Origin of the sequence: Pseudomonas sp. NCHU5216 (assembly GCF_052156495.1) — a bacterium.
Classification (GTDB): domain Bacteria; phylum Pseudomonadota; class Gammaproteobacteria; order Pseudomonadales; family Pseudomonadaceae; genus Aquipseudomonas.
In genome coordinates this window covers 31,163-48,590 of record NZ_JBQLIX010000026.1, presented here as the reverse complement: position 1 = coordinate 48,590, position 17,428 = coordinate 31,163, and the positions used below count along the sequence as shown (strand labels likewise).

Annotated in this window: 5 protein-coding genes; 1 reads left to right on the top strand and 4 read right to left on the bottom strand. The window is 66.7% G+C overall.

The genetic code is table 11. The features are described 5' to 3' along the window. Positions 1-2: 2 nt before the first annotated feature. A complete protein-coding gene (locus ACSVIK_RS17550; protein WP_442445527.1) occupies positions 3-13,535 on the top strand; it encodes an amino acid adenylation domain-containing protein in 13,533 nt (4,510 codons plus the stop codon). Positions 13,536-13,672: 137 nt separating this feature from the next. Here the strand turns inward: ACSVIK_RS17550 and ACSVIK_RS17545 are convergent, their stop codons facing one another. The 4 genes from ACSVIK_RS17545 to ACSVIK_RS17530 form a co-directional block, all read right to left on the bottom strand. Further along, positions 13,673-14,584: a GNAT family N-acetyltransferase gene (locus ACSVIK_RS17545; protein WP_442445526.1), complete on the bottom strand. Its 912-nt coding sequence runs from the start codon at positions 14,582-14,584 to the stop codon at positions 13,673-13,675. A gap of 180 nt (positions 14,585-14,764) precedes the next feature. Further along, on the bottom strand, positions 14,765-15,472 hold the full coding sequence (locus ACSVIK_RS17540; protein WP_442445525.1) for a GntR family transcriptional regulator: 708 nt from the start codon (positions 15,470-15,472) through the stop codon (positions 14,765-14,767). 156 nt (positions 15,473-15,628) lie between these two features. Further along, positions 15,629-16,336 (bottom strand): GntR family transcriptional regulator, encoded by a 708-nt coding sequence (locus tag ACSVIK_RS17535; RefSeq protein ID WP_442445524.1) that lies wholly within the window; start codon positions 16,334-16,336, stop codon positions 15,629-15,631. A 54-nt stretch (positions 16,337-16,390) separates the two neighbouring features. Then, positions 16,391-17,419, bottom strand: coding sequence for a proline racemase family protein (locus ACSVIK_RS17530; RefSeq protein WP_442445523.1), 1,029 nt, complete (start codon positions 17,417-17,419; stop codon positions 16,391-16,393). Positions 17,420-17,428 lie beyond the last annotated feature (9 nt).

The window sequence follows — 17,428 nt, the reverse complement described above, 5'->3', positions numbered from 1 at the left end:
CCGTGACCGACACTACGCAAAGCCTCGACGCCCTCAAACGCGCAGCCCTGCTGCGCATGCTCAAGCAACGCGGCGCCCAGCCCGAACAGGTCAAGGCCCAGGCCAGCATCCCGCAGGCCGACCGCACGGCGCCCCTGCCCTTGTCGTTCGCCCAGCAGCGCTTGTGGTTCCTCGACCAGCTCGACCCTACGGCCAGCGTCGCCTATCACATGCCGGCGGCCCTGGCGCTGCGTGGCGAGCTTGACCGTGACGCCCTGAAAGCCGCCCTGGATCAGCTGGTGGCGCGCCATGAAAGCCTGCGCACCACCTTTGCCCGCGACGGCGAGCAGACCGAGCAGGTGGTTGCGCCGGCCGACAGCGGCTTCAGCCTCAGCGAACACGACCTGCGTCACCTGCCCGCTGCCGAAGCGCGTGCCGAGGCCGAGCGTCTGGCCGAGGAAGAAGCCCGCGCCCCGCTGGTGTTGAGCGAAGGCCCGCTGGTGCGCGGGCGCCTGCTACGCCTGGCCGACCACGAGCACCGCCTGCTGCTGACTCAGCACCACATCATCTCCGATGGCTGGTCGACCGGCGTGCTGGTCAAGGAACTGGCAGCGCTGTACCAGGCACTGAGCAGTGGCCAGGCGCCCGCCCTGCCCGATCTGCCGCTGCAATACGCCGACTACGCGGCCTGGCAGCGCGCGCAGCTCAGCGGCGAGGCGTTGGCCGAACAGGTGAATTTCTGGCGTGATCGTCTGGCTGGTGCCCCGGCGCTGCTGAGCCTGCCGACCGACCGGCCACGCCCGGCGGTGCAGAGCTTTCGCGGTGACACCCATGTGTTCGACCTGCCGCCGACGCTGGCCGGGGCCATCCAGCAGCAGGCCCAGGCCCGCGCCGCCACGCCGTTCATGCTGCTGATGGCGGCCTGGGCGGTATTGCTGGCCAGGGTCAGTGGCCAGCAAGACGTGGTGATCGGCACCGTCGCCGCCAACCGCGACCGCCCCGAATGGCAGGGCGTGATCGGTTTCTTCGTCAACACTCTGGCCATCCGCGTGCGCCTGGAAGCCGATCCGACCCTCGCCGAGGTGCTGGAGCAGGTCAAGGCGCTGATGCTCGAAGCTGCCGACTACCAGGGTGCGCCCTTCGACCAGGTGGTCGAGGCGCTCAACCCGCCGCGCAGCGCCAGCCACAGCCCGGTCTTCCAGAGCATGCTGTACACCAATGCCGGCGGCGCCGGGGCCTCGCTGCAACTGCCAGGGCTGGAGCTGGAATTCCTGCCCTCGCACAAGGCCAGCACCCAGCACGACCTTTCGCTGCACATCGACGAAGGCCACGGGCGCCTGTCGTGCAGCCTGTCCTACGCCACCGCGCTGTTCGAGGCGGCCAGCATCGAACGCCTGGGGCAACGCTTCGAGAACCTGCTGGAACACTTCACCCAGGCTCCGGATACCCGCCTGAGCCGCCTGGAACTGGACCGCGAGACGCCGCTGCCGGCCATCGAAGCGCTGCCCGAGCATCCGGCGCAGATGCCACTGTCGTTCCACCAGGAACGCCTGTGGTTCATCGACACCTTCGAGGCCGGCTACCTGTACCCGGCCAACCCGGTGTACCACAACATTCCGCTGCTGCTGGCCCTGGACGGCGAAGTCGACCAGGCAGCGCTACGCCAGGCCCTGAATGGCCTGCTGGAGCGCCACGCGCTGCTGCGCTGCCGCATACACGGCGATGGCGCGCGTGGCTGGCAGACTTTCGCCGGGGCAAGCCAGTTGCCACTGACGCTGATCCAGGCCGACGCGCACGCGCTGTTTGAACAGGCCCTGGCGGAAACCCGCAAGCCGCTGCCGCTGGGCGATTCCAGCCTGGTGCGCGCCTGCCTGGTGCAGGCCGACGAACGCCAGGCCGTGCTGGCGCTGACGGTGCACCACCTGCTGGCCGACCGCACCAGCATGAGCGTGCTGCGCCGCGACCTGCTGGCGCTGTACGCGGCAGCCTGTGCCGGGCGCGAAGCCGACCTGCCGGCGCTTGACCATTCGTTTGCCGACTTTGCCGTCTGGCAGCGCCAACTGCCGGCGGCGGTCACGGAAAACCTGCGCGCCTGGTGGGCCTACCAGCTACGCGGCAAGCTGCAGGCGCTGGAACTACCGCTGATCCGGCCGCGGGCGGCGGTGCATGTGTTTGCCGAAGCCACGCATGATTTCCGTGTCGAGCCGGCGCTGGTACTCCGCCTGCAGGGCCTCGCCGAGCAGACTGGCTACAGCACCCAGAGCCTGGCGCTGAGCGCTTTCAGCGCACTGCTGCGCCGCTACGCCGGGCATGACGAGCTGGTGCTGGGCACCAGCGCCGCGTGCCGCAGCGAGGCGCTAGCCGGAGTGGTCGGGCCCATCGACAACCTGCTGGTGATCCGCAGCCAGTGCCCGGCCGGCACCACGCCGCAGGCGCTTTGCGCCAGCACCGCCGAGACCCTGGCCCAAGCCCTGGCGCACCGCCAGTTGCAATTCGACCAACTGGTGCTGGCGCTGAACCCGGCCAAGGACATGAGCCGCACCGCGCTGTTCGATGTGCTGTTCAACTACAAGCAGGCCGAGCCGAGCGAAGTGGTCGCCGGGGTGTCCTTCACGCCATTGGAAACCAACCTGGGCTACGGCAAGAACGATCTGCACCTGCTGATCGACGACCATGGCCTGCACTGGAACGGCCACCTGGTGTACAACGCCGAATTCTTCGAGCCGGCGTTCACCGAGCAACTGATGCAGCACTACGTGCGCCTGCTCGAAGCCCTGGTGGACGCGGCGCAGACGCCCGTGGACGACCTGCCGCTGCTCAGCGCCGAGCAGCGCCAGCAGCAGGTGCTGGCGTTCAACGACAGCGAAGCGGCCTGGCCCGAGCAGATGACGATTCACCAACTGTTCGAGGAACAGGTGCGTCAGTGCCCCGAGCGCATTGCCGTGAACCTCGGCAACCAGCGCCTCAGCTATGCGCAGCTCAACGCCCAGGCCAACCAGCTGGCGCACCGCCTGCGTGCCGCCGGGGTCACCCCGCAGGCGCCGGTGGCCATCGCCCTGCAGCGTTCGCTGGGCATGGTGGTGGCGACCCTGGCAGTGCTCAAGGCCGGTGGCGCCTATGTGCCGGTCGACCCCAACGCCCCCGCAGAGCGCATTGCCTTCGTCCTGCAGGACAGCGGCGTACGCCACGCCATCGTCGACCCGGCGCTGGCCGAGACGGCCGCCCGGCTGGGCATCCAAGTGCTTGCCCTGCAGGACGACAGCGCCAGTCCTGCCGGCAGCGAAAATCTGCCCAACCTCAGCGCGCCGGATCACCTGGCCTATGTCATCTACACCTCGGGCTCCACCGGCCAGCCCAAGGGTGCGCTGCTGGAACACCGCAACGTGGTGCGCCTGCTGCACAACAGCCGCGCACCGTTCGACTTCGGCGCGAGCGACGTGTGGTCGCTGTTCCATTCGCATGCCTTCGATTTCTCCGTGTGGGAGATGTTCGGCGCCCTGCTGCACGGTGGCCGCCTGGCCCTGGTGCCGGAAGCCCTGCGCCGTGACCCTCAGGGGCTGCTGGACTTCCTGCAGGCCGAGCAGGTCAGCGTGCTCAACCAGACCCCTTCGGCCTTCGATGCGCTGAGCAGTGTGGCCGTGGATCACCCCGCCAGCCTGGAACACCTGCGTTATGTCATCTTCGGCGGCGAAAGCCTGGAGCCGGCACGCCTGGCGGGCTTCCACCAGCGCTTCGGCCATGTGGCGCTGGTGAACATGTACGGCATCACTGAAACCTGCGTGCACGTGACCTTCAAGGCTCTGCAGCAGGCCGACATCGACGCCGGCATCTCCAACGTCGGGCGACCGATCCCGACCACCGAGGTGTACGTGCTCGACCACCGGCAGCGCCTGCTGCCGGTGGGCGTGGCCGGGGAAATCTGCGTGGCTGGCCTGGGTGTCGGGCGTGGCTACCTGAACCGCCCGGAACTGACCGCCGAACGCTTCATCGACAACCCGCTGCGCCCTGGGCAGCGTCTGTACCGCTCGGGGGACTTGGGCAAATGGCTGACCAACGGCGAGCTGGTGCACCTGGGGCGCATGGATGCCCAGGTGAAGATCCGCGGTTTCCGCATCGAGCTGGGCGAGATCGAGGCCAAGCTGCTCGCCTGCCAGGGCGTGCGCGAAGCTCGCGTGCTGGCCCGCGACGATGCGGCCCAGGGCAAGCGCCTGGTGGCCTACCTGATCCCGCAGCCGGGCACCACGCTGGCCGTGGCCGCATTGCGCGCGCAACTGGGCGCGACACTGCCGGACTACATGATTCCCAGTGCTTTCGTCAGCCTGGCAAGCTACCCGCTGACGGTCAACGGCAAGCTCGACACCCAGGCCCTGCCTGCCACTGACCTCAACGCCATGGCCAGTGAGTCCTATGCCGAACCCGAAGGGCCGACCGAACAGGCCCTGGCCGAGCTCTATGAGGAGCTGCTCGGGGTTTCGCCGGTGGGCCGCAACGACAGTTTCTTCGAGCTCGGCGGGCATTCGCTGCTGGCGGCGCAACTGGTCGTTCGGGTGCGCCAGCAATTGGGCCACGAGCTGATGCTGCGCGACCTGTTCAGCAACCCCAGCGTCGCCGCCCTGGCGCAGGTGCTCGGCGTCACCCAGGCCAGCACCCAGCCAGTCATTCTGCCGGCCGATCGCAGCGCGCCGCTGCCGCTGTCGTTCGCCCAGCAGCGCCTGTGGTTCCTCGACCGCCTGGATCCTGGTGCCAGCGCCGCCTATCACATGCGCGCCACCTTGCTGCTGCGCGGCGAGCTGGACCGTGGCGCCCTGCAAGCCGCGCTGGATCGCCTGGTCGAGCGCCACGAAAGCCTGCGTACCACCTTCAGTTGCCCTGGCGAACAGCCGGTGCAGGTCATCGCAGCAGCAGACATCGGCTTCAACCTGAGCGAGCAGGATCTGCGTGCCCTGCCCTATGAGCAAGCCAGCCAGAGCGCCGCGCGCATCGCCGATCATGAAGCGGCCAAGCCCTTCGACCTGAGCAGCGGGCCGCTGATTCGCGGCCATCTGCTGCGCGTGGCCGACGATGAGCACGTGCTGCTGGTGGTGCAGCACCACATCATCTCCGACGGTTGGTCGGTGGGTGTCTGCGTGCGCGAGCTGGGTGCCTTGTACCGCGCCTTCAGCCAGCAGCAACCCGACCCGCTGCCGCCCCTGGCGATCCAGTACGCCGACTACGCCGCCTGGCAGCACCGTACGCTGGGCCATGAGCAACTGCAGGCGCAGGCGGCCTACTGGCGCGAACACCTGCAAGGCGCACCGGCGGTGATCAACCTGCCCAGCGACCGGCCACGCCCGGCGCGGCAGAGCTTCCGCGGCGGCGATGTAACGGTGCTGATCGAGGCGCCGCTGTACCAGCGTCTGGCGAATGTCTGCAAACAGCACCAAGTCACGCCGTTCATGGCCTTGCTCAGCGCCTGGGCGGTGCTGATGGCACGCCTGGGCAACGAGCCGGACGTGGTGATCGGCGTGCCCAACGCCAACCGCAGCCGCGCCGAGACCGAAGCGCTGATCGGCTTTTTCGTCAACACCCAGGCGCTGCGCCTGAACCTCGCCGACAACCCCAGCGGTGCGCAACTGCTGGATCTGGCCAAACAGGCGGTGCTGGGTGCCCATGAACATCAGGACATCCCCTTCGAGCAGGTGATCGAGGCGTTGCAGCCGCCGCGCTCGCTCAGCCACAGCCCGGTGTGCCAGGTGGCCCTGTCGCTGGACAACACCCCCGGCCAGGCCGACCTGGCGCTGCCGGGCCTGAGCCTGACGCCGGTGGAGCAGGCGCACCACACCGCGCAATTCGAGCTGATGCTGACCCTGGGCCATGCCGATGGCGGCCTGGCCGGGGTGATCGAGTACGCCAGCGACCTGTTCGAGCGCAGCACGGTGGAACGCTTCGCCGAGCATTTCAAAGTGCTGCTGACGGCGCTGCTGGATGACCTGCAACGGCCGGTGCTGAACCTGCCGCTGCTCAGCGCTGCGCAGCGTCAGGCCAGCCCGGCCACGGCACAACCCAAGGCGCGCTTTGCCGGTACGCCGCTGCTGCACCAGCGCTTCGAGCGGGCCGCCGCCGACGCACCGCACAGCATTGCCCTGAGCTTCGCCGACCAGCAGGTCAGCTATCAGACCCTGAACCGCCGGGCCAATGACCTGGCCGAGCAGTTGCTGAGCCAGGGCGTACAGCCCGATCAGCGCGTGGCCATTCTCGCCGAGCGCGGCATTGGCCAGGTAGTGGCGATTCTCGCGGTGCTCAAGGCGGGTGCCGGCTACGTGCCGCTGGACCCGGCCTACCCGGCCGAGCGGCTGGGCTACCTGCTGGACGACAGCCAGCCGACCCTGCTGCTGGCCGAGCCGGCCTGCCTGAGCGTCTTGCCAGACCACGACGTGCCGGTACTGGCCCTGGACATCGCTGGCGAAGAGCCTGGGCCGGAGTACGACCACAACCCGGAACTGCCGAACCTGCAGGCACGGCACTTGGCCTACGTGATCTACACCTCCGGTTCCACCGGGCAGCCCAAGGGCGTGCAGGTGGAACATCGCCAGGTCGCCCGGCTGTTCGATGCCTGCGCCGAGCTGTTCGACTTCGCTGCAGAGGACGTCTGGACGCTGTTCCACTCCTTTGCCTTCGACTTCTCGGTATGGGAACTGTGGGGCGCACTGAGCCATGGTGGACGACTGGTGATCGTACCGGCCGAAGTGGCCCGCTCCGCCGAAGACTTCCATGCCCTGGTGTGCCGCGAGCGTGTCACCATACTGAACCAGACCCCGAGCGCCTTCCGCCGCTTCATCCAGGCCCATGAGCGTGCCCCGGGTGAGCACAGCCTGCGCGAGGTGATCTTCGGCGGCGAAGCGCTGGAGTTCGCCAGCCTGCGCCCGTGGACCGCACACACACCCCTGAACCGCACGCGTCTGGTGAACATGTATGGCATCACCGAAATCACCGTGCATGCGACCTTCTACCCGCTGGCCCAGCACGAGATCGACGAAGGCGCGCCGAGCCTGATCGGCACCCCGCTGCCAGACCTGTGCCTGCGCGTACTGGATGCCAACCTGCAGCCGGTACCGGTCGGTGTGGAAGGCGAAATCTACATCGGTGGCGGCGGTGTGGCCCGCGGTTACCTCAACCGTGACGCGCTCAACGCCGAGCGTTTCATCGACGACCCCTGCGCCCCCGGCGAGCGTCTGTATCGCACGGGTGACACCGCGCGCTACAACAGCGACGGCGGCGTGGTGTACGTGGGCCGCAATGACTCCCAGGTGAAGATTCGCGGCCTGCGTATCGAGCTGGGTGAAATCGAAGCACGTCTGCTGGCCTGCCCAGGCGTCAGCCAGGCCAGGGTGCTGGCCTTCGAGTACGCGCCGGGCGATCAGCGCCTGGTGGCGTATCTCATCCCTCACGACGGCGCGGTGCTGGACGCGGCGCGACTGCGCGAGCAACTGGCCGAGCACCTGATGGACTACATGCTGCCCAGTGCCTTCGTGTCGCTGCATGCCTGGCCGTTGACCACCAACGGCAAGCTGGACCGCAAGGCCCTGCCCGCCCCGGATACCGGCACCCTGGCACGCCGCGAATACCAGGCACCACAAGGGCCGGTGGAAACCCTGCTAGCGCAGGCCTGGCAAAACCTGCTGCGGGTCGAGCAGGTTGGCCGTGAGGATCACTTCTTCGAGCTGGGCGGGCATTCGTTCCTGGTCATCAGCCTGATCGAGCGCCTGCGCCAGGAAGGCCTGGCCCTGGACGTGCGCACCGTGTTCGCGGCGCCGACGCTCAAGGCCATGGCCGCTGCCACGGTGCCGGTCGATGCGCAGCAGGCCGCCGCCACCACGCCGACGATTCCCGCCGATTGCCAGCACATCACGCCCGATATGCTGCCGCTGGCGAGCTTGAGCCAGGCCGAGATCGAGCAGATCGTCGAGCAGGTGCCAGGCGGGGTCGCCAACGTGCAGGACATCTACCCGTTGTCGCCGCTGCAGGAAGGCATTCTGTTCCACCATCTGCTGCAGAGCGAAGGCGATGCCTACCTGATGCGCACCGTGGTGACCTTCGAGCGCCGCGAGCTGCTGGATAACTTCCTGGCCGCCGTGCAGGTGGTCATCGACCGCCACGACATCCTGCGTAGCGCGCTGCGCTGGCAGGGCTTGCCAGCTCCGGTGCAGGTGGTGCAGCACCAGGCCAGGCTGCCGCTGGTAACCCTCGACTGCCCGCCGGGGGCAAGCGCCCTGGAGGTGCTGCGCGAGCACACCGACCCGCATCGCCTGCGCCTCGATCTGCAACAGGCGCCGCTGATCGCCGCCTACGCCATTCACGACGAGCCGGGCCAGCAATGGCTGCTGGCGCTGCTCGACCACCACCTGATCAGCGACAACGTCACCCTGCGTCTGATCATGCTGGAGATCCAGGCCGTGCTCGATGGCCACGCCGAGCAGCTACCGCCGTCACAACCCTATCGTGACTTCATCGCCAAGAACGCCCAGGTGCCGGTCGCCGAGCATGAGGCTTACTTCCGCCGGCTGCTGCATGATGTAGACACCACCAGTGCGCCGTTCGGGGTGCTGGATGTACACGGCAGCGGTGCCGGTATCCAGCGCGCGGTCAGGCACCTGAGTCCGGCGCTGACCCAGCGCGTGCATCAGGTCGCCAGCGCCCAGGGCGTGCCGACCTCGGTGCTGTTCCACGCCGCCTGGGGCCTGGTGGTGGCCGCCACCAGTGGCAGCGATGAAGGCCTGTTCGGCACGGTGCTGTCGGGGCGCTCGCAAGGCACCGCCGGTGCCGACCATGCCCTGGGCATGTTCATCAATACCCTGCCGATGCGCCTGCGGGTTCGCCAGCACAGCATCGCGCAGCTGGTGGCCGATGCCTATGAGCAACTCAGCGAGCTGCTGGTGCACGAACAGGCGCCTCTGTCCCTGGCCCAGCGTTGCAGCGCCGTGGAAGCCTCCGCACCGCTGTTCACGGTGATCCTCAACTGCCGCCATGGCGAACTGATCGATGCCGACGGCCAGCAGCGCGAGCAACTGGCCGATCAGCCCGGGATTCACTTCCTGGCGTCGGAAACCCGCACCAACTATCCACTGGAAATCGCCGTCGCCGATGTCGGCGAACAGTTCTCGCTGACAGCCCAGGCCGTGGCGGGCATCGACCCGGCGCGGGTCGCCCAGTATCTGGAACAGGCCGTGTCTTCCCTGGTCGATGCCCTGCAGCACGACCCGGCACGCCCGGCCCAGACCCTGGAGGTGCTGCCCGACCTAGAGCGCGAGCAACTGCTGCACGGCTTCAACCACACCGCCGAGGATTTCGGCGCGGTGCGCCCGCTGCACCAGCAGTTCGAGCAACAGGCCGAGCAGCAGCCCGACGCCACGGCGCTGGTTCATGAACAGCAACAGCTCAGCTACCAGCAGCTCAACCGCCGCGCCAACCACCTGGCTCGTCAGTTGCTGGCCCTCGGTGTGCAGCCCGACGACCGCGTGGCGCTGTGCGCCGAGCGCAGCCTGGAGATGATCGTCGGCGTGCTCGCCGTGCTCAAGGCCGGTGCCGCCTATGTACCGCTGGATCCGGCCAACCCCGCCGAGCGCATGGCCTTCCTGCTCGCCGACAGCCAGCCTTGTGCGCTGCTGGCCCAGGCCACCCTGACGCTGCCGCCAGTCAGCGTGCCGCGCCTGGCGCTGGACACCGCCGAATCCCTGGCCGCTGCCGACGACTCCGGCTACGACAGCAACCCGCAGGTGCCTAGCCTCAGCCCGGAACACCTGGCCTACGTCATCTACACCTCCGGTTCCACCGGCCAGGCCAAGGGCGTGATGGTCGAGCACCGCTCGCTGTTCAACTTCAGCCAGGTGCTGGCGCGCACCACCCACAGCCATTGCACGGCTCAGGCGCGGGTAGCGCTGAACGCCGGTTTCTACTTCGACATGTCGCTCAAGGGCATCTGCCAGCTCGGTGCCGGCCACTGCCTGGTGATCGTGCCGCAGCACCTGCGCGCCAGTGGCCAGGAGCTGCTGGACTTCCTCGAAGCCGAGCAGATCCAGGCGTTCGACTCCACCCCTTCGCAACTCGACGGCCTGCTCGCCGCCGGGCTGCTCGAGCGTGAACGCTACAAGCCGCGCAGCGTGCTGCTCGGTGGCGAGCCGATCAACGCCGCCACCTGGGCACGCCTGCGCGCCTGCCCGAGCATCCACTTCTACAACATGTACGGGCCGACCGAAGGCACCGTGGACGCCAGCCAGGGCCTGGTCGCCGACCTCGGCGAACAACCCAGCATCGGTCGCCCGCTGGCCAACGTGCAGCTCTACGTGCTCGACGCTCTGGGCCAGCCGGCACCGATCGGCGTGGCCGGTGAGCTGCACATCGGCGGTGCCGGTGTGGCACGCGGTTACCTCAACCGCCCGGAACTGACCGCCGAGCGCTTTATCGATACGCCACAGGGTCGTCTGTACAAGACCGGCGACCTGGGCCGCTGGCGCGCCGACGGCACCCTGGAGTACCTGGGCCGCAACGACTTCCAGGTGAAGATTCGCGGCTTCCGTATCGAGCTGGGGGAGATCGAAAGCGCCCTGCTGGCTTGCGAGGGCGTGCGCGAAGCGGCGGTGATCGCCCGCAATGACAGCCATGGCGACGAGGCAGGCACCCGCCTGGTGGCCTACCTGTGCGGTACGCCGCCGGACGCTGGGCAATTGCGCGCAGCATTGCTCGAGCGCCTGCCGGAGTACATGGTGCCCAGCGCCTACGTGGTACTGGAGCAGTTGCCACTGACCGCCAACGGCAAGCTCGACCGCCGCGCCCTGCCTGCCCCGGGCGCCGAGTCCCTGGCCAGCCAGGCCTACGTGGCACCGCAAGGCGAGACCGAACAGGCCATCGCGCAGATCTGGCAGGCCCTGCTGGGGGTCGAACAGGTCGGTCGTGACGACGGCTTCCTGGAGCTGGGCGGCCACTCGCTGCTGGCGGTGCAGTTGCTGTCGAGGCTGCGCCGCAAACTGGGAGCACGCATCAGCCTGCGCGAACTGTTCGAGGCGCCCACCGTGCGCGGCCTGGCGGCGCTGGTGGACGGCACTTCGTCGAGTGACGCCGGCAGCATCCCGCTGGCCAACCGCAACCAGCGCCTGCCGTTGTCGTTCGCCCAGCAGCGCCTGTGGTTCCTCGATCAACTGGATCCGGCAGCCGGCGCGGCCTACCACCTGCCCCAGGCCCTGCGCCTGAGCGGCCCGCTGGATCGCCGTGCGCTGCAGGCCACGCTGGACCGCCTGGTGGCCCGCCACGAAATCCTGCGTACCCGTTTCGAGCGGGTCGAGGGTGAGCCAGCCCAGGCCATCGCACCGGCCGACTGCGGCTTCAACCTGGCCTATGAAGACCTCCGTGGGCTGCCCGAGGTCGAGCGTGAAAGCGCCCTGCAGGCCCTGGGCGAAGCCAACGTCACGCAGTTGTTCGACATGGCGCGTGGCCCGCTGCTGCGCGGCTTGCTGGCGCAAGTGGATGAACAGGAGCACGTGCTGTTCATCACCCTGCATCACATCATTTCCGATGGCTGGTCGAACAGCGTCCTGGCCAGCGAGGTCAGCCGGCTGTACAGCGCCTTCGCCCAGGGTCAGCCGGATCCCTTGCCGCCGCTGCCGCTGCAATACGCCGACTATGCCGCCTGGCAGCGTCGTGTGCTCGACGGTGCCGGCCTGGAAGCCAGCCTGAACTTCTGGCGGCAGTACCTCGATGGCGCCCCCGCGCTGTTGAACCTGCCGCTGGACCGCCCACGCCCGGCCACCCAGAGCTATGCCGGCGGGATCGTCGAGTGCCGCTTCCCGGTCGAGCTGAGCACGCAGTTGCGCCAGTTCAGCCAGACCCAGGGCAGCACCTTGTTCATGCTGTTGCTGGCCGGCTGGTCGGCGCTGATGAGCCACCTCAGTGGCCAGCAGGATGTGGTGATCGGTACCCCGGTCGCCAACCGTTCGCGCCCGGAGCTGGAGCCACTGATCGGCTTCTTCACCAACACCCTGGCACTGCGCGTCAAACCCTGCGGCGAAACGCCGGTGAATGACCTGCTGGCGCAGGTCAAGGCCACCACGCTGGCGGCCTATCAGCACCAGGATCTGCCGTTCGAGCAGGTGGTCAGCGCCCTGCAGCCGGTGCGCAACATGGGGCACAACCCGCTGTTCCAGGTGATGCTGAGCCTGAACAACACCCCGGACGCGCCGCTGCAACTGCCCGGCCTGCAGGTGGCCGGTGTCGAGCGTCCGCACCATGCCACGCAATTCGACCTGGCGCTGTCGCTGGTCGACCACGGCGACTCCATCGGCGGCAGCCTGCAGTACGCCAGCGACCTGTTCGACACCGCCAGTGCCGAACGCATCGCGGCGCTGTTCGTTACGCTGCTGGAACACTGGGTTCGCGATACCGATCAGCCGCTCAGCCAGGTGCTGGCTCAGCTGCCGGCGCCGGTGCGCAAGGTGCACAGTGACGAACCGGCGCTACAGGCCACGGCGCAGCCCAAACCCTTCGAGGCGCCGCAGGGCCCGGTGGAACAGGCGGTGGCAGCCATCTGGCAGAGCCTGTTCAACAAGGAGCAGATCAGCCGTCACGACGACTTTTTCCAGTTGGGCGGGATTTCCCTGATGGCCGTGCAAATGGCCTCGCGCCTGCGCAAGGTGCTGGGCAAGCCGGTGGCGGTGCGCGACCTGTTCGTCGAGCCGACCCTGGCGGGCTTCGCCCGCACGCTGAGCGGCGAGGCCGGGCAAGGCCAGGCGAGCAATCTGGTGCCAGTACGCCCGCGCGGCGAACGGCGCCCGCTGTTCCTGGTGCATCCATTGGGGGGCGAGGTGCAGTACGCCTACGACCTGGCCGCCGCCTTGCCGGACAGCCTGCCGGTCTACGGCCTGGCCGCCAGCGGCTTGAAGGCCGATGAAAGCGTACTCAGCGACGTGCCGGCCATGGCCTCGCGCTACCTGGCCGCTATCCGCCAGGTGCAAGGCCGCGGACCTTACCGCATCGCCGGCTGGTCGGCGGGTGGCCTGATCGCCTATGAAATGGCCCGCCAGCTTCAAGCCAGCGGCGAACGTCTGGAGTTCCTCGGCATCATCGACGCTTCGGCGCGCACCGAAGCCGAGGCTGGGCCTGCACCGAGCGAAGCGCAGTTCCTCATGGCCTGGCTGCCCCAAAGCATCCCGGAGGATCTGCACCAGCGCCTGCAGTCGCTGGCCGAGGACAACGCCGTGGAGCCCATGCTCGCACTGTGCAGCGAACACGGGCTGCTGCCCGAAGAACTGCCGGCGGGCATCGACCTGGCCTTGCTGCGCAGCCACCTGGCGGTGGCCTGGGGCATTCGCAAAGCAGTGGGCGCCTACGTGACCCCACCGAGCACGCTGAGCCTGAAGCTGTTCAGCGCTGCCGACCAGCCACGCCAGGACCCGACTCTGGGTTGGACACAGGTGGTGGCTGAACAGGTGCAGGCAGTGGCGCTGCCAGGCACGCACAACAGCTTGGTCAAGGCACCTTATGTCCAGGCATTGGGTGAGGCGATCGACCAGGTCTTGCAGGAGGCCTGATGCGCTGAAGGCTACTGCCCGGGTTCATTGCGATGGGCTCGGGCAGAGGTTTCCCGGTAGGAAAGTCTCCCTGCTTGGCTAGGGAGACTCTGTGGGCTGCCATCTCGCTGAGAATTAAGCGTTATCGCTAACGCCCATCAGAGATGGTAATCCCCCGCCGCCTCCGGCTGGTAAAGCACCTTCCTGATCTCGATACGGCGGGTTCGGTCGGAAATGCGCCGGTCGATGGCGTCGCCCTCCTGATAGCCCAAGATCGCAGCGCCGATCTCGGAGCACACTGAATGCTTCCCGGCGCTGCTGTCCGCGTCTTCCGGGTACACCAGAGCGACTTCGAGCTCTTCGTCGTCCAGTTGCAGCAAGGCCCTGGAATTCATCGTGACCACGGTGCTCGCCACCTGCTGCGGCTGGACGACGACGGCGCGTTCGAGCTCATGCTCGAGTTCGACTAGGGCCGGGCCCTCCTCGAGCACCACCAGGCTCTCGAGTCTGGCCTTGTCGATTTCGGTGATGTAGATATCGCTGCGGTCGCTGATGCTACCTTCGCGCAGGAACTGCAGATAACGCCCAGCCGTCATGGCATACGATTTCAAGGTCGGCGTTTCGCGCTCGAGCACGAAGCCACTGCGCAGAAAGGCTTTCTGCGAGCGCACATTGTCCGGGTGAATCTTGGCCACCAGCGTCTCGGCGCGCATGTCGAGGAAGGCCTGTTTCATGCCTTCGCGGATCATCCGTGCGCCAAGCTTGCGGCCCCATTTGTCGCTGTCTCCGATGGCCAGGACGATCTCGCAACTCGAGTCGCTCTTGACCAGGCGGACGAAGCCAACCGGTTCGTCATGCCGGTCATAGGCCATGAAGAAACGGCCGCCCTGGTTGAACAGATGGGTCAGGATCGGCAGTTGAGTCCGATCGATGGCTTGCTCGATGGATCGGGAGACATCACGCGAATCGCTCAGATAGTAGGTAACGCGCTCATCCTCCAGCCAATCCATCAACTTCAGTGCGTGTGCCCGGGTAATTTCAGGGCACAGCGAGATGAAAGGCTTGGTCATCTTCCCCTCAGTAATTGGTCGGAATGAAAGCCCTCCATGGTGATGGCCATGGGGGTTCTTTCGGCAACCGATTACTTTAAAACATAACGCCGGCCATGAACATGAACCGATCGCCATAACCCTCGCCTTCGTTTCTCGACCAAACCTTCTCCCTACGCTTGCGTTTCGGCGTCATTGAGCTCAGGTAATGGCCATATTCGCCGTCAGGTTCTGCTGCATGAAATCCAGGAACCTGCGCTGGAACAGCATCGTATGCTCATGCGCGGCGTTCTCCGCTGCATTGGCGTCACGGGCGGCGATTGCCTCGACGATCTCCTCATGATCACGCCCAAGGCCGGATGAACTGGCCGTGCTGATGATGAAGTCGAAGTGCAGGTGCAGCAGGCGCTGCCCCTCCCCCAGCAACCGCTCGTAGTAACTGGTCAGGTAAGGATTCTTTCCGGCTCTGGCGATTTCGAGATGCAGCGTCTTGTTCAGCTCGGTCATGGCCTGGAAGTCGCCCTTGGATATCGAGGCCATATAGGCGTCCTCGGCGGCACGTATGCGCTGCATGTCCTCCTCGGTGCGCTGCAGCGCGGCAAGCCGCGTGACCGCACGCTGGATCAGATCCAGTGCCGCCACGTAGCTGGGGAATTCTTCGATCTCGAACGGCGTGACCAGAGTGGTACGGTTCGGCAGGATGGTCACCAGCCCCTCTGTGATCAGGCGCGCCAGGGCATCGCGCACGGGTGAACGGGAGAGGCCGAACTGCGCAGCCAGTGACACTTCATCCAGTTGCGAGCCCGGTTTCAGTTTCAGGGTGAGAATCTGCTTGCGCAGTTCTTCGTAGATGTAACGCCCGCCATGCCGGCGCCCATTGTTTTCGGGTTCAACTGCATCGTTGCTCATCGGTGTTCCTGCCATTGCTTGGGCCCGGCTGTGCCGCCGGCGAATGCCGCCAAGAGTACCCCAAGGCCGTGACGGCGAACCATCGGTCTGGCGTCGTGCGCAGCGAGCGCACTCCTGAGGCGAGCTGTCAGCGTGGCCACTTGGGGCACGAGATCGTTAGTAGATCGAAACACCCTGGGTGAGATTCTGCTTCATGAATTCCAGGAAACGATCACGAAACAGAATGGTGTGCTCGTGGGAGGCCTGCTCGGCCAGATCCGCCTGACGCTTGGCGATGGCGTCGATGATGTGGTCATGATCCTGGTCAGCACCTTTTAAGCTCTGCGAGCTGACGATGAAGTCGAAGTGCAGGTGCAGCAGGCGTTGGCCCTCGCCCAGCAGCTTCTCGTAGTAGGTGGTGAAATAGGGGTTGTGCCCGGCCCTGGCGATCTCCATGTGAAAGGCCTTGTTCAACTCCGACATGACCTCGAAGCTGCCCTGCCCCAAGGCCTCGACATAAGCGACATTGGCCTGGCGAATACGCTGCAGATCCTGCTCGGTGCGGTTGAGCGCGGCGAGTCGGGTCACCGCGCGCTGGATCAGATCCAGCGCGGCAATGTAGTTGGGAAATTCCTCGATCTCGAAAGGCGTGACCAGCAAGGTGCGATTCGGCAGGATGGTCACCAGCCCTTCGCTGATCAGGCGTGCCAGGGCATCGCGTACCGGCGAGCGGGATACGTTGAACTGCAACGCCAGCGAAACCTCGTCCAACTGTGCGCCAGGCTTGAGTTGCAAGGTCAGGATCTGCCTGCGCAACGTCTCATAGATGTAGCGACCACCGTGTTTCCTGGCGCTGCCTTCCGCTTTGATCTCGACTACACCCATGGCGCTGCTTCCGAAGGTTCGGACGGGCCGACTGGCCCGCCCGGTGTCACGCACTCACTGAGGAAACGCCGGCCCCCAGGTATCGCTGAGCATGAAGCCTGCGGCCAGCGGGTCGTCAGGATCCACCCCTAGCTGCTGGATACCGTAGATCCAGGCGCGCCCGGTGATGCGCGGCAGCACTGCCGGGCGGCCGCCGACTTCGCTGCGCCCGAGCAGTTGCACCTGGAACTCGCCGCCGATGGTGGAACGCGAAACCAGTTGGTCGCCAACCTCGGCCTGGCCACGCGCGGCCAGCGTGGCCAGGTTGGCCGAGCTGCCGGTGCCGCACGGCGAGCGGTCGACGCGGCCCGGTGGCAAGGTGGTGCAGGTCTGGTAGGTGCTGCCGTCCAGGCGATTACGAAACATCACATAGGCCACGTCCTTGAGTGCCGCGAAAAGCGGGTGCTGAACGCGAACCTGCTGGTTGATCAGCTCCTTCAGCGCCACGCCTGCAGCCGCCAGCTCGCGGGCGTTTTCCGGGGCGATGCGCAGGCCTACCTGATCCACGTCGACCAGGGCGTAGTACACCCCACCGAAGGCGATATCGGCCTTGATGGTGCCGAACGCCTCGGTGTCGATGGCCACGTCCAGGTGCTCGACGAACGACGGCACCATATCCAGCGACACGCTCAGGCAGCGCCCGTCTTCACAGCGCGCACGGGCGGTCACCAGGCCGGCCGGGGTGTCCAGCACGACCGTGGTTTCCGGTTCCTGCATCGGCACCATGCCCAATTCCAGCAAGGCGGTGACCACGCAGATGCAATTGCTGCCAGACATCGGATGGGCCTTGTCGGCCTGCAACACGATGAAGCCGGCCTGCGCTTCCGGCCGGGTCGGCGGTAGCAGCAGGTTGACCGACATCTGCAGGCAACCGCGTGGTTCCAGCATCACCAGGCGGCGCAGGCTGTCGTCCACCTCGTTGATGTGGTTCATCTTGTCCAGCATGGTTTCGCCGGGAATGCCGACGACGCCACCCGTGATGACCTTGCCGATCTCACCTTCGCAATGCACGTCCACCAGTTGCAGCGTTTTCTTCCAGCGCATGGCGGTTAC